The 17,762-nt window shown below is 68.9% G+C and carries 17 protein-coding genes; 6 read left to right on the plus strand and 11 right to left on the minus strand.

Annotated elements, in window-relative coordinates:
* Nucleotides 1-44: 44 nt before the first annotated feature.
* Both ACZ3HL_RS28095 and ACZ3HL_RS28100 read left to right on the plus strand, forming a co-directional pair.
* Nucleotides 45-1,151: a DegT/DnrJ/EryC1/StrS family aminotransferase gene (locus ACZ3HL_RS28095; protein ID WP_465414680.1), complete on the plus strand. Its 1,107-nt coding sequence runs from the start codon at nt 45-47 to the stop codon at nt 1,149-1,151.
* Complete coding sequence (locus ACZ3HL_RS28100) at nt 1,148-2,107, plus strand: Gfo/Idh/MocA family protein (protein WP_465534658.1); 960 nt, start codon at nt 1,148-1,150, stop codon at nt 2,105-2,107. Before ACZ3HL_RS28095 ends, ACZ3HL_RS28100 begins: the two co-directional genes overlap by 4 nt.
* 70 nt (nt 2,108-2,177) lie before the next feature.
* Here the strand turns inward: ACZ3HL_RS28100 and ACZ3HL_RS28105 are convergent, their stop codons facing one another.
* The 5 genes from ACZ3HL_RS28105 to ACZ3HL_RS28125 all read right to left on the minus strand — a co-directional run bounded on the left by ACZ3HL_RS28105 (nt 2,178) and on the right by ACZ3HL_RS28125 (nt 6,137).
* Nucleotides 2,178-2,915 carry a hypothetical protein gene (locus ACZ3HL_RS28105; protein ID WP_465534659.1) on the minus strand — a complete coding sequence of 246 codons (738 nt, stop codon included), beginning with the start codon at nt 2,913-2,915 and terminating at the stop codon, nt 2,178-2,180.
* On the minus strand, nt 2,912-3,421 hold the full coding sequence (locus tag ACZ3HL_RS28110; RefSeq protein WP_465415027.1) for a SigE family RNA polymerase sigma factor: 510 nt from the start codon (nt 3,419-3,421) through the stop codon (nt 2,912-2,914). The genes ACZ3HL_RS28105 and ACZ3HL_RS28110 overlap by 4 nt, the downstream gene beginning before the upstream one ends.
* Before the next feature lie 67 nt (nt 3,422-3,488).
* The gene (locus ACZ3HL_RS28115; protein ID WP_465534660.1) at nt 3,489-4,829 is read right to left on the minus strand and encodes a hypothetical protein; all 1,341 of its coding nucleotides are present in this window, start codon (nt 4,827-4,829) and stop codon (nt 3,489-3,491) included.
* 91 nt (nt 4,830-4,920) lie between these two features.
* The gene (locus ACZ3HL_RS28120) at nt 4,921-5,484 is read right to left on the minus strand and encodes a copper resistance CopC family protein (protein WP_465534661.1); all 564 of its coding nucleotides are present in this window, start codon (nt 5,482-5,484) and stop codon (nt 4,921-4,923) included.
* Between the two features lie 77 nt (nt 5,485-5,561).
* The gene (locus tag ACZ3HL_RS28125) at nt 5,562-6,137 is read right to left on the minus strand and encodes a Uma2 family endonuclease (protein ID WP_465534662.1); all 576 of its coding nucleotides are present in this window, start codon (nt 6,135-6,137) and stop codon (nt 5,562-5,564) included.
* A gap of 148 nt (nt 6,138-6,285) precedes the next feature.
* Here ACZ3HL_RS28125 and ACZ3HL_RS28130 point away from each other — a divergent pair, with 148 nt between their 5' ends.
* On the plus strand, nt 6,286-6,876 hold the full coding sequence (locus ACZ3HL_RS28130; protein ID WP_465534663.1) for a hypothetical protein: 591 nt from the start codon (nt 6,286-6,288) through the stop codon (nt 6,874-6,876).
* 1 nt (nt 6,877) lies between these two features.
* Here ACZ3HL_RS28130 and ACZ3HL_RS28135 read toward each other — a convergent pair whose 3' ends face one another.
* The 4 genes from ACZ3HL_RS28135 to ACZ3HL_RS28150 are packed head-to-tail and all read right to left on the minus strand — an operon-like array spanning nt 6,878 to nt 10,781.
* A complete protein-coding gene (locus ACZ3HL_RS28135; RefSeq protein ID WP_360958690.1) occupies nt 6,878-7,504 on the minus strand; it encodes an acyltransferase in 627 nt (208 codons plus the stop codon).
* Nucleotides 7,491-8,687 (minus strand): glycosyltransferase family 4 protein, encoded by a 1,197-nt coding sequence (locus ACZ3HL_RS28140; protein ID WP_465414666.1) that lies wholly within the window; start codon nt 8,685-8,687, stop codon nt 7,491-7,493. The genes ACZ3HL_RS28135 and ACZ3HL_RS28140 overlap by 14 nt, the downstream gene beginning before the upstream one ends.
* A gap of 26 nt (nt 8,688-8,713) precedes the next feature.
* Nucleotides 8,714-9,643, minus strand: a complete 930-nt coding sequence (locus tag ACZ3HL_RS28145) for an NAD-dependent epimerase/dehydratase family protein (RefSeq protein WP_465534664.1) — start codon at nt 9,641-9,643, stop codon at nt 8,714-8,716.
* Between the two features lie 7 nt (nt 9,644-9,650).
* Nucleotides 9,651-10,781: a DegT/DnrJ/EryC1/StrS family aminotransferase gene (locus tag ACZ3HL_RS28150; protein ID WP_465534665.1), complete on the minus strand. Its 1,131-nt coding sequence runs from the start codon at nt 10,779-10,781 to the stop codon at nt 9,651-9,653.
* A gap of 102 nt (nt 10,782-10,883) precedes the next feature.
* On the opposite strand from ACZ3HL_RS28150, the gene ACZ3HL_RS28155 reads away from it, so the two are divergent.
* A complete protein-coding gene (locus ACZ3HL_RS28155) occupies nt 10,884-13,997 on the plus strand; it encodes an AfsR/SARP family transcriptional regulator (RefSeq protein WP_465534666.1) in 3,114 nt (1,037 codons plus the stop codon).
* 89 nt (nt 13,998-14,086) lie between these two features.
* Here the strand turns inward: ACZ3HL_RS28155 and ACZ3HL_RS28160 are convergent, their stop codons facing one another.
* Together ACZ3HL_RS28160 and ACZ3HL_RS28165 are read right to left on the minus strand one after the other, a co-directional pair.
* Nucleotides 14,087-14,755 (minus strand): hypothetical protein, encoded by a 669-nt coding sequence (locus ACZ3HL_RS28160; RefSeq protein ID WP_465534667.1) that lies wholly within the window; start codon nt 14,753-14,755, stop codon nt 14,087-14,089.
* Nucleotides 14,752-14,949 (minus strand): hypothetical protein, encoded by a 198-nt coding sequence (locus tag ACZ3HL_RS28165; protein WP_465414654.1) that lies wholly within the window; start codon nt 14,947-14,949, stop codon nt 14,752-14,754. The genes ACZ3HL_RS28160 and ACZ3HL_RS28165 overlap by 4 nt, the downstream gene beginning before the upstream one ends.
* Before the next feature lie 141 nt (nt 14,950-15,090).
* Between ACZ3HL_RS28165 and ACZ3HL_RS28170 the strand changes: the two genes are divergently transcribed.
* Both ACZ3HL_RS28170 and ACZ3HL_RS28175 read left to right on the plus strand, forming a co-directional pair.
* Nucleotides 15,091-16,182: a C45 family autoproteolytic acyltransferase/hydolase gene (locus tag ACZ3HL_RS28170; protein ID WP_465534668.1), complete on the plus strand. Its 1,092-nt coding sequence runs from the start codon at nt 15,091-15,093 to the stop codon at nt 16,180-16,182.
* On the plus strand, nt 16,179-17,729 hold the full coding sequence (locus tag ACZ3HL_RS28175) for an MFS transporter (protein ID WP_465534669.1): 1,551 nt from the start codon (nt 16,179-16,181) through the stop codon (nt 17,727-17,729). Before ACZ3HL_RS28170 ends, ACZ3HL_RS28175 begins: the two co-directional genes overlap by 4 nt.
* The last annotated feature ends 33 nt before the right edge of the window (nt 17,730-17,762 follow it).

The raw sequence follows: 17,762 nt of genomic DNA on the forward strand, positions 1-17,762 counted from the left end.
CTGTACCGGACGCACCAGAACGCCCAGTCGAGAGAGACTTGCAGATGATCCCCATTACCGTGGTCGACGTCCGCGACGCGGAGGACCTCGTCGTCGAGGTGCTGCGATCCGGCGCCATCGCACAGGGACCGATGGTCAAGCGCTTCGAGGACGCGTTCGCGAGCGTTTCCGGCACGAAGCACGCGATCGCCGTCAACAACGGCACCACCGCGCTGGTCGCCGCCATCCAGGCGCTCGACCTCAAGCCGGGCGACGAGGTCGTCACCTCGCCGTTCACCTTCGTGGCGACGCTGAACGCGATCCTGGAAGCCGGCGCGACCGTCCGCTTCGCCGACATCCGGCGAGACGACTTCGCGATCGACCCGGACGCCGTGGCCGCCGCGATCACCGACCGCACCAAGGTCCTCATGCCGGTCCACCTCTACGGGCAGACCGCGGACATGGGCAAGCTCGCGCCGCTGGCCGCCGAGCACGGTCTCAAGGTCATCGAGGACTCGGCGCAGGCCGTCGGCGCGTCGTTCGAGGGCAAGCCGTCGGGATCCTTCGGCATCGGCTGTTTCTCCTTGTACGCCACCAAGAACGTGACCACCGCCGAGGGCGGCGTGATCACCACCGACGACGACAAACTGGCCGACAGCCTGCGGGTGCTGCGCAACCAGGGCATGCGCGCCCGGTACCAGTACGAGGTCGCCGGGCACAACTACCGGATGACCGACCTGCACGCCGCCGTCGGCATCCCGCAGCTGGAGAAGCTGGACCAGCTCACCGCCGCCCGCCAGGCCAACGCGAAGCGCCTCACCGAAGGCCTCGCCGGCACTCCGGGCCTCGACCTCCCGCAGGTCCTGCCGGGCCGCGAGCACGTGTGGCACCAGTACACCGTGCTGGTCGGCCCGCACGCCTTCCTCTCGCGGGACGAACTCGCCGCCGCCCTCACCGAACGCGGCATCGGCAACGGGATCTACTACCCGAAGATCGTCTTCGACTACGACTGCTACCGGAACAACCCGCTGATCCCCGACGCGAAGGTCGAGGACTTCCCGGTGGCCGCTTCCGTCGCAGCGCAGGCGCTTTCCCTGCCGGTGCACCCGCACCTTTCCGAGTCCGACCTGGACACCATCATCGAAACGGTTCGCGAGGTACTCGGCGCATGAGCACCCACAAGATCGCCCTCATCGGCACCGGGAACATGGGTTCGCTGCATGCCCGTGTCCTCGCCGCGAACGAGCGCGTGGACCTCGTCCGCGTGATCGACCCGCGTGAAGAGGCGGGCCGCAAGGTCGCCGAACGCTACGAAACCCAGTGGACGCCCGAAATCGGCTCTCTGTCCGATGTGGACGCCGTCGTGCTCGCTTCGGCCACCGAGGCGCATTACGAGCTGGCGCAGGAGATCCTGGGCCAGGGCAAGCCGATGCTGGTCGAGAAGCCGGTGTGCAACGGCTTCGAATTCTCCCAGGAGATCGTCGGGCTGTCGGCGAAGAAGGACGTCCCGCTGATGTGCGGGCTCCTGGAGCGCTACAACCCGGCCGTGATGACCGCGCGGGCGCTGGTCAACGAGCCGATCCACCTGATGGCCCGCCGCCATGGCCCGTACGCGCCGCGGATCAAGACCGGTGTCGCGTGGGACCTGCTGGTGCACGACGTCGACCTGGCGATCCAGTTCTTCGGCGGCGCGACCCCGCAGCGGGTCGCCTCCGGCGCGGGCTACTTCCACCCGAGCTCGGTCGAAGGCGCCGAGGACACCATCGAGACGGTCCTGTCGTTCGAATCCGGGCTCGCCACGGTTTCCGCGTCGCGCCTCGGCCAGCGCAAGGTCCGCTCGCTCTGGGTGTCCGAACTGGACCGCATGATCGAGATCGACCTGCTTCGCCGCGACGTCACCATCTACCGGCACGTCTCGCACGACTCGGTCACCGAGGACGGCCTCGGCTACCGCCAGCAGACCGTCATCGAGATCCCGGAACTGGTGACCGCGCGCGAGCCGCTCGCGACGCAGCTGGACCGGTTCGTCGACCTGCTCGAAGGCAAGATTGACGCCGACACCGAGCGGGACCTGATCCTGCCGTCGCACGCCGTCGTCGACCAGGTGCTGACGCAGGCCGCGGCCTGATCTCTCGCATTCAGTCCTCTGGATGCGGTAATTGCCCACGGCAACTACCGCATCCAGAGGACTAAATGCGCTATTTGGTGAGGCGCTGGCCCTTCGCGTCGTAAGCGATGAGGGGGGTCAGCACGTACGGCGACTCCACCTGGTCCGGGTCGAACCAGAAGATGACGACCGACGGGTCTTCGCTCCAGGGGATGGTCGTGGCCTCGACCGGTTTCCCGCGGACGGTGCTGGTGATCCGCACCGCCGGACCCGAGAAGTAGCCGAACACGGGCACGAACGTGCCCCGGATCAGGTCGCCGCCGTCGACCGCGTGGAAACCGAACGACCGGTCGGATCCCTTGAACTCGTTGGCGGCCAGGAGCGCCTCGTAGTCGCCCGTCCCGTTCCGGTACGCGACCTGCAGGCCGAACCTGACGTCCGGCATCTGCGGCTCGTCGATCGCGAAGGCGTGGATCACCAGCTCACGGCCGCCTTCACCCTTGATCCCGAGCGGGATCGCCGCACCGAAAGGCTGTTCCGACGGGGCTTCGGTGGTCGTCGGCGCCGGGGCCGGTGCCGACGGTGGCGTGGGCGCGCTCGCGGCGGGCGGAAGCGGCTGCTGTTCGGCGGAGGAGCCCTTGAGCGCGACCGCGCCGACGATGACCAGCACCGTCACCACGGCGGCGGCGATCCCGCCCCCGCCCGTCGCGAGACGGCGACGACGGCGGATCCGCCTTCCCTTGGTCATGATCGCGTCGAGGTCGGGCTCGGCGAAGTCCTCGGCGAGCGGCTCCCGCAAGGCCGAACGCAGGGTCTCGAGGTCGGTCATCGTCCCAGCCCCCCGATCAGTTCCGTTCCGTCCTCCGCGGTGATCCGCAGCTTGCTCAGGGCGCGGGAATTGGTGCTCTTCACGGTGCCGATCGAGACACCCAGTTCGCCGGCCACGTCGGATTCCTTCAAGTCGAAGAAATGCCTGAGCACCACGACGGCCCTTTCCCGGTCTGTGAGCGTACGCAACGCGTCAAGGAGCCATTTCCGCTGGACAACGGCACCGGCGACGTCCAGGCCGCTCGGCTGCTCGGGGATTTCCTCCGTGGCGTTCTCGCGGATCGGGCGCCGCCAGCCGTCGATCACATGGTTGACGAGGACCTGTCGCGCGTACGCGTAAGCGTCCTTACGGCGTACGCGCGACCAGGCCGCATAGGTTTTCGCGAGCGCCGTCTGGGTGGCGTCCTCGGCCTGATGACGGTCGCTGGTGAGCAGGTAGGCCGCATGCTGAAGACGCGTCGCCGAGTTCCGCACGAACTCGACGAACTCGTCATCGCCGCGAGCCACCCTGCTCCTCATCTCCGTTCGACGGTTGACCAGCCGAAAGGTTGCCTCGGCCACCGATGAAGGAAGGCTACCTCGGCCCCAGATGCCTCAAGACATCGTCTTTGGGCTCGACCGCGAAGCCGGAACTGAGCCCGATCGGACCGGTGAGCCCGCCCTCCGCCTTGAAACGGATCTTGCCGTCGTCACCGCGCGCGAAGCCCGCACCGACCTTCGCCCCGACCCCGACCGACACCTCGGGCTTGACCTTGGTCAGCAGCGGACCCAGGTCCGCCTCGTGTTCGGGACCGGAGATCTTCGCTCCCAGCAGCGCGGAGGCCTCGAACTCCGGAATCAGCATCTTCGAGAACTTCAGTTCGAGTTTCCCGTCGACACCGACGCTGTACTCACCGCCGGCGGTCCCGTCCGGGAGGTACCAGGTTCCCTGCGCGTAGAACCGGTGACCTTCGATCGAGAAGATCTTCCCCTTGCCGTCGAAGCCTTCGACCTTCAGCTCAGTGCTGTTCGGGGTGATCGCGTCGTTGAACGCCTTGACGACGGGCTCGAGGTACTTCATGGCCATCTTGCACCCGTCGTTGCACCAGGACGGGGCGACGATGTCGTAGCCGCCCCACGGCGGTGGGGTTGCCTGCTTCTTCAGACTCACCGGTTTGACGGTCGGGACAGAGGTCGCCGTCACCGGCCGGACCGTCGGGGCTACCGTCGCGGCTCGGACGGGCTGGGTCGCGGGGACGGTCACGAGTTCGGGCTCTGCCACGGGCTCTGGTTCGGGCTCGCGGCGGACCTGGTTGTCGTCGGCTCGGTCGTCGTCCTTGGCTTCGGCCTTGTCGCGATCCTTGCGGTCTTTTTTGTCGCCGCCGCGATCCTTGCGGTCGTCGCGGTCCTTCTTGTCGTCCTTCTTGTCGTCGTCGCGATCCTTCTTTTCGTCTTTGTCGTCGTCCTTCGACCTGTGGGACTTCTTGTCGTCGTCGCGGTCCTTCTTCTCGTCCTTCTTGTCCTCGTCGCGATCCTTCTTGTCGTCGCGCTTCTCGTCCTTCTTGTCGCGACCTTTCCGCTCATCGTCCTTGTCGCGGTTCTTCCGGTCGTCCTTCTTGTCGTCGTCGCGATCCTTCTTGTCGTCTTTGTCGTCCTTCGACCTGTGGGACTTCTTGTCGTCCTTGTCCGGCCGGACATGGGTCACACGTTTCTTCGCCGGCGCCTTCTTCTCCTGCTTCTGAGGCGCCGCAGGGCGAAACTCCGCCTTGCTTTCCAATTTCTTCCCGCCACTGTCCGGCCCGCAACCGCCACCGGTACTCGCGAGCCTCGTGCACGGATCGGCTGTCGCCGCGCCCGCGCCCACCAGGCCGAAGAAAACCGTGAACGCGGCGCCGGTCAGTACCTGTCCCACGACTCGGGGTGCGTTTCCCGTCATGCCAACCGTCCTTTCAGCTGGTCGGAACACCCCACGCTGACAGGCACCGGTTCATCACCGGTTCAGAGACGATTCATTCCGAGCGGAAGCTTCACTTCCGACGAATGAACCGAAGCGCGACGACGGCCCCGGCCGCGACCACGGCGACCGCGAGGACGATCCACACCCAGGACGGCACCAGGTCTTCGGGAGTGGTCTCGCCTGCCTGCTGCGCCGGGGCGGCACTGCTCGCCGGAGCCTGGCTACTGGCCGGGGCCTGGCTCGACGGGCTCGGGGCGGCCGCCGGGGCGCTGAGGTTGAACTTCACCGAGCCGCTCGCGGCGTGCGAGTCGTCGAAGGTCACCTTGTAGCGGAGGGTGTACTCGCCCGCGGGCCCGACGGCCTTGACCGGCGCCGTGACGACCGATCCGGCGACCTCCGCCCGGCCGACCGTCCACGACGCGTTCTCGGGTCCGGTGATCTGGATCGGGTTGTCGTCGGCGAGGGTGACCGGGCCCGAGAAGGTCAGCTTGATCTGCGTCGGCGGTGTCGCCAGCGAAGCGCCCCTCGCCGGATCACTGCTCTTCAGCTCCGAGTGGGCCATGGCCGGGGAAGCGGCGCCCAGCAGGGCCAACCCGGTGACCAGCAACGACGCACCGAACCGCTTGAACCTCATCTGACACCCTTCTCACCCGGGGAACTCCCCGTCGAGCCTAGTAGCCGCGCTCGGTGGTGCGGTGGTTCCGAGGGCGATCAGGGGCGCTGCGCGTGGCGGGTGGTCAGCGCGTCGAGGTCGAGAGTGAGCGGAGCGCCGTCGAAGTCGAGGCTCACCTTGCCGGTGTGCTCGCCGAAGTTCTCGTACTCGCCGTCGACCAGGCGATAAGTGATCATGCTCGCCGGATCGTCGAGGTCGACGATCCAGTAGTGCTCGATGCCGACTTCGGCGTATTCGGAGAACTTGGTGACCCGGTCGGTGCGGACGGTTCCCTCGGAGAGCACCTCGATGACCAGCTGTGCCGACTCGCCCGGAACGCGAGCCGGGCTGCTTTCCATGATCTCTGTTCTCGCGACCACCACGTCGGGCACTCGTACGGTGAGCGGAGCGGCACCGATGATCATCTCGGCTTCGCTCCAGGCGCTGAAGCCAGCAGGCAGCTGGTCATGGAGCAGAAAGCCCAAACGCGTGACGGCCCACTGATGGACCAGCAAGGGACGCGGCGACACGACGAGGACCCCTTCGACAACTTCGACCCGGTGTTCCGGGTCCTCTGGCAACGCGGCCCAGTCGTCGAGCGTCAGGAATCGGTGAGGCCACTCCACGACACTCATCGAACTCCTCCTTCGCCGGTGATCACCAGACCATCTTCCCACGGTTTCCCCGGAACCGTATCAACACGGAAAGTAGTGAATCATTACGGTGAGGAGTTGCGAGGCCGCAAGCGACCCCGAGTTTCCGCAGGTCAGCTACATTTCAGGGATGAGAAGAACCTGGGGGTTCCTGGCCGTCGGCCTGCTCTTCCTCGCCACGGCCTGTTCGGTCGAGATCGTGATCCCGATCCGCTCGCAGACGACTCCGACCTCTTCGTACAAGGCCCCCACGCCGACAACGCCGATCCCCGCGTCGCCCGCCACGGTCACCGACGCGTGCCCGTTCATCGCCGTCGGCGAACTCGCGCAGATCCTCGGCACCTCGGCGGAGATCCAAGCGCGAGAACAGCCCGCGGACGTGGAAGGCACCGAGAAGCGGTACAGCTGCATCTACGAAGACATTCACCAGTCGATCGACGACGCGCCGCGGCTGCACATCACCGTCGCGCCGGAGATCGGCGCGGACAGTACCGCGGCGGTGGACAACACGGCGAAGGCGTTCTGCCGTGAACCGATCACGGCCGTCGGCGGCGTGGGCGACAAGACCGTCCATTGCGAGCACGGCACGGACTTCACGAGGGCGTACATCGTCGTCGGCAAGCTCAGCGAGGGGCAGGTCCGGCTCGCCTTCGTCGACCTCCGGAAGTCCCGCGCGGACGTCTACGAAGCGATCGCGAAGCTGCTCGCCGAACGTCTCTGACCTACTCCGTGAAGTCGCCCGCCGGAGCACCCCAAGACCCGGCCGCGTCGCCGCGTTCCTCCGCCAGCGCGCGCCGCCGCGCGTTCTCGGCGCGCACCCGCTCCACTTCGGACTGGATGTACTCGTCGTCGTACTTCTGGAACACGCGCGCGGGGTTGCCCGCGACCAGGGTGCGCGGCGGGACGTCCTTGGCGACCACGGAATTCGGCTGCACGGTGGCGAAGTCGCCGATCGTGACGCCGGCCATGATCACCACGAGGCCGCCGATGAAACAGCCTTTGCCGATCTTCACCGGTTTGCGCTCGATGAGGTCGCTGCCGGAGTGGTTCTGCAGCGTCATGTTCGCGAGCCAGCTGGAATGCGTGAAGATCAGCGTGTTGAGCCCGATGCTGGTGTGCTCGCCGATCTCCAGCCCGCCGCTCGCGTCGAGCGCGGCGCCTTCGCCGATCCAGCAGTGTTCGCCGATCTTCAGGTTCTCCGGGCTGATGATCTTGACCCGTTCGCGGACCCTCGTCGACTCCGGCAGTCCGTAGAACCGGGCGCGCTCGGCGTCGTTCATGTACTGCGAGACGAGTTCGGTCAGGATCTGCGGGCGCAGCCGGTTGCTGCGCTCGTCATCGAAGAACATCGGCCTCGGTCACCAGTTTCTCGAAGGTACGCAGGTGTTCTTCGGCGACGACGTCGAGACCGAAGTTGGCCCGCACCATCGCGCTTTCCCGCTGTGCCACCAAAGCCCGCTTCTCGGGGTCGTCGAGCAGTTCGATGACGGTGCGCGCCACCGCCTCGCTGTCGTCCGGCCGCACCAGCAGGATGTTCTCGCCGTTGCGCAGTTCGATGCCCGGGTAGTTGTCCTCGGTGACCGACGCGATGGTCGCGGTACCCGAAAGCATCGCCTCCAGCGACGCGGTACCGCAGCCGCCGTTGAGGTCGTGCGTCACGATGTCGGCGGCGGCGAAGTACGAAGGCACGTCGGCCTTCGGCACGGCGCCGGTGACGATGATGGCGTCCGCGACGCCCAGTTCTTCCGCCCGCTTCAGGAAGACGTCGTGGTAGACGCGGCCGACCACGACCACCTTCACGCCGGGGTGCTTGTCCAAAATGGACGGCAGTGCCTCGACGAGCGGAAGCCGGTTGCGCAGCGGGATCACGTGCCCGAGCGAGACGATCACCGGGCCGTCGCCCAGCCCGTGCTCCGCCCGGACGTCCTTCGTCAGCGGCTTCTCGAAGTTCCCGGTGTCGACGGCGATCGGGAAGTAGTCCGAGTTCGCGTCGCTGGTGCCGTAGCGCTCGACGCAGTAGTCGACCCCGAGCTTGTCGAGGATGACGTACCGCGGCTTGAGGTAGCGCAGGATCGGCTTCACCAGCACGCCGTCCAGGAACCGGAACACGCCGCCGTACAGCTTGTTGTCGCTGATCAGCAGCGTGTGGATGGTCAGCAGCATCGGCAGCTTGTGCCGCCGCGCGTACAGCCCGGCCAGCCACGACAGGTCGAAGAACTGCCCGTGCAGGTGGACGGCGTCCGGCTTGAACTCGTCCAGCAGTTTCCACAGCCGCCGCCAGTTCCCCGGCCGCAGCGAGGCGAAGCTCATGTCGAAGTCGATCGACAGGCCCAGCTGCGGCATCTTCACCGCGGGCAGGCGGACGACGCGGTAGCCGTCCTTCGTCTCGTCGGCCGGGGCGTCGGCGTAGGCGGCCGTGATCGCGAGCACCTCGTGCCCGCGCGCCGCGTACTGCTCGGCCAGGGAAGCCGCCATGTGCGCGCTTCCGCCCACCCTCGGCGGGAAGAAGTTGTTCACGACTGCGATACGCATGGGGCGGCTCTCCCCCGGCCCGGCGGTCACTCGGAGGCCTTCACCAGTTCGTACATACCCTCTTCCACGGAGATCGTCGGCTCCCAGCCGAGGACCTCGCGGGCACGGGTGATGTCCGCGGCGCGCCGCGAGACCAGCACGTCGCGCTCGTTGAACAGCGGCTCGACGTTGACGCCGACGGCGTCGATGAGGATCTTCGCCAGCGTCGCGACGGAGGTGTCGATCCCGGTGCCGATGTTGATCGGCAGGTTCGCCTTCTCCGACTCGAGCGCCGCGACGACGGCCCTGGCCAGGTCCGTGACGTGCACGAAGTCCATCGACTGGTCGCCGCGGCCGTCGATGATCGGCGGCTGGCCGGCGCGCAGGCGCTGGATGAAGTGGTTGATCACCGACGTGTAGTAGGCCTCGATCTTCTGGCCGGGGCCGTACACGTTGAAGAAGCGCAGCGCGTTCCAGGACAGGCCCTTGGTGCGCTCGTAGAAACCGAGCATGTCCTCGCCCGCGCGCTTCGAGATGCAGTACGGCGTGAGCGGCTTGAGCTCGTCGTCCTCGTGCATCGGCAGCCGCTTCGGGTCGCCGTAGACGGACGCGGTCGAGGCGAACACGAGCCGCTCGACACCCTCGTCCGCCGCGGCGGCGAAGACGTTGTGGTTGCCGACCATGTTGATGTCGATGGACTCGTGCGGGTCCGCGACCGACTTGTTGATCGACACGGTGGCGAAGTGGATGACGTGGGTGCAGCCTCGCATGGCCTCGCGCACGGCGCCGCCGTAGCGCACGTCCTTCTCGACCAGTTCGACCTTGCCGGTGGCGACGAACTCGTTGATCCGGGCGCGGTCACCACGCGTCATGTTGTCGAAGACGCGGACGGTGTAGCCGCCTTCGATCAGCATGGGGATGACGTGCGCGGCGATGAAACCGCCGCCCCCGGTGAAGAGGACCTTCTTGTCGGGCATTTCTCTCCTAGCTCGGCAGTGCGGCGCTGACGGTCCCGATGACCCGGTCGACCTGGGCATCGGTGAGGTTGGCGTGCATCGGGATGGCGAGATGACGGGCGAAGAGGTCCGCCGAAACCGGCAAGGTCTGCTTCTTGCCGTAGATGGGCTGGAGATGCGAGGCGTAGGTGCCGAAGTTGCACTGCACGCCCTGCTCGCGGATCCGCAGCGCGAGCGCGTCGCGGTCGATCTCCGGGGCCACGGTGAGGATGTAGGCCTGCCACGGGTGTTCGCGGTCCGGAAGTTCCACCGGCACGTCGAGACCGGACAGGTCTTCGAAGGCCTCGTGGTAGCGCTTGGCCACCGAACGGCGGGCCGAGAGCAGGTCGGGGAGGCGGTCCAGCTGGACGTTCATGATGGCGGCCTGCACGTCCGAAAGCCGGAAGTTGTAGCCCAGCTCGTGGAACTCCGGGATCGGCAGCGCGCCGGAACCCTCGCGGGTGATGGCGGGCTCGATGCCGTAGGTGTGCAGCTTGCGCGCGTGCTCGATGAGGTCTTCGCGGTCCGAGACCAGCGCGCCGCCTTCGCCCGCGGTGATGCCCTTGCGGCCGTGGAAGGAGAACGCGGCCAGGTCGGCGAGGCTGCCTGCCGGGCGGGTCTTGTACGTCGCGCCCGCGGCGCAGGCGGCGTCCTCGAACAGCCACAGGCCGTGCTTGTCGGCGATGGCGCGGTACTCGTCGAAGTCCCCGGGCTGCCCGGCGACGTCGACGGCGAGAATGCCGACCGTGCGCGGGGTGATCAGGGCTTCGATCGACGCCGGGTCGGCGCTCCAGACGTCCGGGCGGATGTCCGCGAACACCGGAGTCGCGCCGGCCTGGAGCACGGCGTGGCCGGTGGCGGGGAACGTGTAGTCGCCGACGATGACCTCGTCGCCCGGCTTCACGCCGAGCACACGCAGCCCGAGGAAGAGTGCCGAGCCACAGTTGCTGGTGGTCAGGGCGTGCGCGGTGCCGACGGTCTTCGCGAAGCGTTCCTCGAAACGGCGGCACGCGGGGCCGGCGCCGGCCAGCCAGCCGGACCGGAACACCTCCGCCACCGCGGCGAGCTCTTCGTCGCCGACGGTCGGCTGACCCAGAACGACGGGTTCCTGCTCAGACATACCTCTCCCATTGCGTGGGGACCCGGCGAAGTGTATAGACGCCATTCGGCCGATCTCGGGCGGGCTGGATCCACCCAGGTAAACGACCCCTAACCTCTAACCATGCGATTCCGCGTTCTGGGGGCGACGGAGGTGCGCCGCGACGACGGCACCACCGTTCCGATCGGCGGGCCCAGGGTCCGGACGCTGTTCGCGTTGCTCGCGCTGGAGGCCGGCCGGGTCGTCCCGGCGGAGCGTCTCATCGACGGCCTCTACGGCGAGCAACCACCCGAAGGTGTGGCGAACGCGCTCCAATCGCAGGTCTCGCGGCTGCGGGGCGCGCTGAAGGAGCTCGCGCCCGTCGAGTTCAGCCCGGCGGGCTACCGGCTCGCCGTGGATCTCGACGACGTCGACGTGCACCGGTTCGAGCGGCTCGCCGCCGAGGGACGACGCGCTCTCGCGGCGGGAGACGCCGCGAAGGCGGCGGAACTGCTTCGTGACGCTCTCGGGCTCTGGCGCGGTCCGGCGTTCGCGGACATTACCGACGCGCCGTTCCGCGATCCGCAGGTCACCAGGCTGAACGAGCTGAAGACGTCGGCGATCGAGGACCGCGTCGAGGCCGAGCTCAAGCTGGGAAAGCACGAAGACGTCCTCGCCGAGCTTCGCGAGGTCGTCGACGAGCAACCGCTGCGGGAACGGCCCCGTGCGCTGTTGATCCGCGCGTTGCATGCCGCGGGACGGCAGGCCGACGCGCTCACCGCGTTCGAGGACGGCCGCCGCGTCCTGGCCGACGAACTCGGCGCCGACCCCGGGCCGGACCTCGCCGCCGCGCATCTGGCCGTGCTTCGCGGTGAAGCGCCGCCTGCCAAAGCCACGTCCGCGGCGCTCCCAGCGCAGCTCACCAGCTTCGTCGGCCGCGAAGGCGACCTCCGGCACGTGCTCGCCCGGCTGGACCGCTCGCGGCTGGTGACCCTGACCGGTCCCGGCGGGGCGGGCAAGACCCGGCTGGCCATCGAGACCGCGGCCGCGATGGACCTCCCGGCGGTCTTCGTCGAACTCGCGCCCTACACCGAGGACGACGACGTGGCCCACGCCGTGCTGACCGCGCTCGGCCTCCGATCGGTCCCGCTCGGGACGGTCACCACCCCGGTGGAGGGTTCGCCCGTGGAGCGGCTGATCGGCGCGCTGGCCGAGCGCGCGGTGCTGCTGGTGCTCGACAACTGCGAGCACCTGATCGAGGCCGCCGCGAAGCTGGCCGCCCGGCTGCTCGGCGCGGCCCCCGCGCTGCGGGTGCTCGCCACCAGCCGCGAGCCGCTGGGCATCACCGGCGAGGTCGTCTCCCCCGTACCGCGGCTCGCCGTGCCGCCGCCGGGCACGGCGCCCGCCCGGTCGCTGGAATTCGCCGCCGTCCGGCTGTTCGCCGACCGCGCGCGGGCGGGCGATCCGGGTTTCGCGGTCGACGACGACACCGCGGGCGACGTCCAGCGTGTCTGCGCCGCGCTCGACGGGTTGCCGCTGGCCATCGAGCTCGCCGCCGCGCGGGTGCGGACCCTGCCGGTCGGCGAGATCGCGTCCCGGCTGGACGACCGGTTCGGGCTGCTCTCGCGGGGCAGCCGGGTCGCCGAGAGCCGCCATCGCACGCTGCGCGCCGTCGTCGAGTGGAGCTGGGACCTGCTCGACGAGGACGAGCGCCTGCTCGCCAGGCGGCTGACCGTTTTCGCGGGCGGCACGACCCTGGCCGACGCCGAAGCGGTCTGCGCCGTGCCGGACGTCGCGGAGCTGCTTCCGTCCCTTGTGGACAGATCGCTGGTCGAACGCACCGGCGACCGGTATCGGATGCTCGAAACCATCCGGGCCTTCTTCGCCGGAAAACTCGCCGAAGCGGGCGAAACCGACCGGTTGCGGCGCGCGCACGCCGAGCATTTCCTCGCCCTCGCCGAGGAAGCGGGTCCGTTGCTGCGCACCGGGGACCAGCTGGTCTGGCTCGCCCGGCTCGACGCCGCCTACGACGATCTCCTGGCCGCGTTGCGCTGGGCCGAAGAATCCGACGTGCGGATCGCGCTCCGGCTTTCGGCTTCGCTGGTGACCTACTGGTGGATGCGCGGTCGCCGCTTCGAGGGTTCGACGCTGTGCTTGGAAGTGGTCAAACGGCTCGGCGAGCGGGCACCGGACGGTCTCGAAGAGGAGTACCAGCTCTGCGTGCTCACCGCCGCCGCCGGACTGCGGGGCCACGAAGCACTCGACAGGCACCTGCCGCTGGTGGACGGGCTCATGCTGAGCCTGGTCAAGGCACCCCGGAACCCGGCGCTGCTGCTGTTGATGGGTGTCGTGACCGGCCCGCCCGGTGACGACGACGCGCTGATCGAACGCAGCCGGATGCTGCTGGCGAACAGCGACGCCTGGAGTCTCGCCCTCGCGCCGACCGGCTACGGCCTCCGCGCGCTGATGCAGGGCGACCTCGAAACGGCGGAGCAGTTCTTGCGCGAAGGGGCGGAGGCGTTCCGCCGGATCGGGGAACGCTGGGGCCTTTCCATGGCCCTAGACCATCTGTCACAGATCCTGATCTGGACGGACCGGCAGGCCGAAGCGCTCGAAACGATGAACGAGGCCCTGCGGCTGATGCGGGAACTCGGCGCGTCCGACGACAACGCGGATCTGCTGTGCCGTCGCGGCGGCAGCAAGCTGCTCCACGGCGACGCGGCGGGCGCGCGGGCGGATTTCGAACTCGCCATCGAGATCGCGCGCCGCGCCGGGATGCCGGAAAGCCGGGCGGCCGGGTACGTCGGGCTGTCGTTCCTCGCCCGGCACGAGGGCGATCTGGTGGCGGCCCGCGCGCTGAGTGAACGCGCGCTCGCGGAGTGTTCCGGTGGTTCGTTCGCGGCGGAAGGGGTGCGCGCCGGCGCGCGGATCTCCCTCGGCTGGGTCCTTGCCGCCGAGGGAGACATCGACGGCGCCGAGGAACTGCACCGGCTGGCGCTGGTTTCGGCGGACCGCTGGCACGACAGCACCACCATGGCCTGCGCCGTCGAGGGTCTCGCCGGGGTCGCGCTGATGCGGGGCGACGCCGAGCGGGCGGCCGTCCTGATCGGCGCGGCGGTGACCATCCGGGGCACCCCGTTCGCCGTCGATCTGGACGCCGCCCTGCTCAGGACGACCGTGCGGGAGCGGCTCGGCGACGACTTCGACCGGGCCTACCGCCGCGGGCTCGGCCTGCGGGGTGCCGCTCAGCTGGCCTGAGCGGGGTGAGCCGGTGAGAGGTGAGGCCCGGGCCGCGCAAGACCACCTCGCCGCCGGCACCCGCGGACGGTCGTAGCCGCGTCGGGCGCCTAAGCGCGGGTCAGCTGCGTGCCCTGCGGCGCGAAGCGGCCGACGGCCTCGGCGAGGAGCCGCTGGTCGAACTCGGTGTCCTGGACCGCGACGTACAGCGGCGCCGCGTTGGCCGGGACCGCGCCGAGGCGGGTCATCCCGGGGCCGACCGGATCGATGGTGAGCCGGGTGACGTCCCGCCACGGCACGACCGTCCGCTCGATCCGGACGCCGACCGCGTCCAGTTCGAAGAGCACCCACTGCTGGTCGTGCAGCGACTTCACGTAGCCGATGGCCGCGCAACCGACGGCGATCGCGATGATCCGCAGCACCCCGGGCCCTTCCAGCGAGCCGACCAGTGCGATGAAGCCGAGGACGACCACCACCATCCCGGTCAGTTTCGCGGCGCCGACCAGGCCCGCGTTCGGTTTGTGCACCCGGAACCGTACGGCGCGCATCAGGTGTTTGGTGAGCAGCCCGCCGCCGATCGCGGCGGCCAGCCCGAGCATCGTCACCACCAGCGAAACCGGGGAGAAGTCGGCGACGACGTTGTAGCCGGCGATCAGCGCGACGAACCCGCCGACGACGGCCAGCATCAGCGCGAGCTTGCCTTTGCGCACGTCCTGCTCGCGGCGCTGGAGGGAGGCCTGGTCGGGTGCGGCGAGGAAGCCGCCGTCGATGTTCCTCATCGGGCATCACGCCGCGCGCGCTGACGACGGTCCAGGACGTACAGCAGCACGCCGGCGCCGGCGCTGACGGCGGCGTAGAGCAGGTCCTGCAGGCCGTCGTCCGGGTAGCCGGTGGAGAACTCGACCAGCGCGAGCGCGACGAAGAGGACGCTGATGACGGCCCCGCCGATGATGTACACCTTGTTGCTGAGCATGGGTTTCCCTCGTTTGTCGTTGCCTGGTGGGACCACTTTCGCGCGGGGCACATGACATTCCGATGACAAGCACCGACACTGGCAGCGGACTGACAGCGCTTGGTGCGTGGACGGTCAGCGGTGGCGGACACCCTCCGGGGCATGACCTACGTAGCGGGATCTCCCGAAGACTTCCTCGCCGTGCGGCATCTGACGCTGCGCGGCTCCCAGGCCGAAATCGGCCACGCCCTCGGCGCCGAAGTGAAGGCGCGCTCGGACTGGTCGCCGCCGTCGCTCGACCCGATCGTGGCCAAGGCGCGGCGGGCCTGGTTCGCGCGGAACTGGCCTCAGTACGCGGCGCGCACGGCCGGGTTCGCCGAGGCGCACGGATTCCCAGCCGACGCGGCGGTCTCCTTCGACGACGCGAGTGCCTTGCCCGCCGGATCGGGTTGTTCGGCGCTTTGGACGGGCAGCGAGCTCGGCCGCAACTACGACTTCTTCACCATGAGCTGGACTCAGCTGGGTGCGGTGCTGGCCGGGGAGGAGCCGGTCGACGACGGGACCGTGCCGATGGCGTCACGGCCCTACGTCCTGACCACGATCCCCGACGACGGCATCGCCTCGACCTCCCTATCGATGTCCACAATGGACGGTGGAACGGAGGGGGTCAACGAGGCGGGGCTCGTCGTCACCCTGCTGATGGCCGAGGTCGAGACGGCCATGCCGCTGGACCACGGTCCGCAGGCTGGCCTCTCGGTGCTGCAGGTGTGCCGATATCTGCTGGACACCTGCGAAACCGTCGGTGAGGCCAAGGAAGCGCTGATGCTCGCCAAGCAGTACGCGCACGGCGCGCCCTGTCACTACATCGTCGCCGACGCCTCCGGCCGCGGCTTCGTGTACGAACGCGGAGCGCACGACGTCGAGTACTTCGTCGAGGTGGCCGACGGTCCGCTGTGCGTCACGAACCACCTGCTGCACCGTCATCCGGATCTCGACGCGCTGCCCGAGGACACCCCCGAGACCATGCGCACCTACGAGCGGCTTCGCACCATCACCAAGGAGGCGGACGCCGGGCCGCGCGACGCGCTCGACGCGGTGTCCTTCGCGGTCGAGCCCGGCGCGCCGTGGCGGACGTTGTGGCGCAGCGTCCTCGACCCCGCGGCCCGCACCCTGAGCACCCGGTTCTACCTGGGTGACGGCGAAAACGGCGCCGCGCGGCACACGCCGGAACTCACCTTCGGGGTCTCGCGGTGACCATCGGCAAGGGCCGCAAGATCGGCACCGTCGCGGTCTGCGTGCTGGCGCAGCTGCTGATCGCGATCGACCTGACCGTGCTGCACCTGGTGCTGCCGTCGCTTTCGGAGCAGATGCACCCGTCGACGACGGAGCTGCTGTGGATCGCCGACGCGTACGGTTTCGCCCTCGCCGGGCTGCTGATCACGATGGGGAACATCGGCGACCGGATCGGGCGGAAGAAGCTGCTGCTGATCGGGGCGTCGCTGTTCGGGGTCGCCTCGGTGGTCACGGCGTACGCGCCGACGGCGGAACTCCTGATCGCCGCCCGCGCGCTGCTCGGGATCGCCGCCGCGACGCTGATGCCGTCGACCCTGTCGATCGTGCGGAACGTGTTCACCGGCAAGGAACGCGCGGCCGTGATCGGGGTTTCGAGCGGGCTGACGATCCTCGGTTTCGGCATGGGGCCGCTCGTCGGCGGTTTCCTGCTCGACCATTTCTGGTGGGGTTCGGTGTTCCTGGTCAACGTGCCGGTGGTGGTGGTCATGGTGATCGCGGGTGCGCTGATCCTGCCCGAGTCGAAGAACCCGGTGCCCCATCGCATCGACGTGCCCAGCGTGCTGCTTTCGCTCGTCGGCATGGTCGGGATCGTCTACACGATCAAGGAGATCGCGTACAAGGGCTGGGAACACTGGGACGTCGCGGTCGCCGCCGTGCTCGGCCTCGGCTGCCTGCTGGCGTTCGTCCTGCGGCAGCCGCGGCTGGCCGAACCGTTGATGGACCTGAAGCTGTTCGCCCAGCGGGCGTTCTCGGCGACCGTCGGCACCACGATCCTGGCGATGTTCGCGCAGCTCGCGGTCTCACTGATGTTCGCGCAGTACCTGCAGCTGGTGGCGGGCTGGTCGCCGCTGAAGTCCGGGCTCGCCGGGCTGCCCGGGATGGGCGGCGCGATCCTCGGCGGTGTGCTCGCGCCGCTGGGGATCAAGGCCTTCGGCCGCGCCGCGACGATCGCGCTCGGCTGTGCCCTGTCGGCTGTCGGCTTCGCGTTGTACGCGAGCGTCGGCGTGACGATCGTCTACACCGATCTGCTCGCCGCGATGATCGTCTTCGGCGTAGGCCTCGCGTTGATCCTCACCGTCGCGACGGACACGGTGCTCGGCGTCGTCCCGAAGGCCAGGGCGGGCGCGGCGTCGGCGATCTCCGAGACGGCGACCGAACTCGGTGGGGCGCTGGGGATCGCGGTCCTCGGCAGTGTGCTCGGCGCGCTGTACCGGAACGAGCTCGTCCTCCCGGCCGGCGTGCCACCGGAGGCGTCGGCGGCGGTTTCGGACACCCTCGGCGGCGCCGTGCAGGTCGCGGCCCAGCTGCCGCCGGAACAAGGCGCGCTGGTCTTGGCGAGTGCGAAGTCGGCGTTCGTCGACGGGTTGCAGGTGACGATGCTGTGCTCGGCGGGACTGATGGCGTTGCTGGCGGTGAGCGCGCTGTTCACGTTGCGCGGGGTGCCGAAGGTCCTCGAAGACCCTGAAGACGAGCCTGCCCCGGCCCCGGCTCCTGTGGCTGTGTCCTGATCGCGCGTGAAGGCCCCCTTCCCCTCGGTTGAG

It is taken from the genome of Amycolatopsis sp. NPDC000009, from assembly GCF_055563465.1.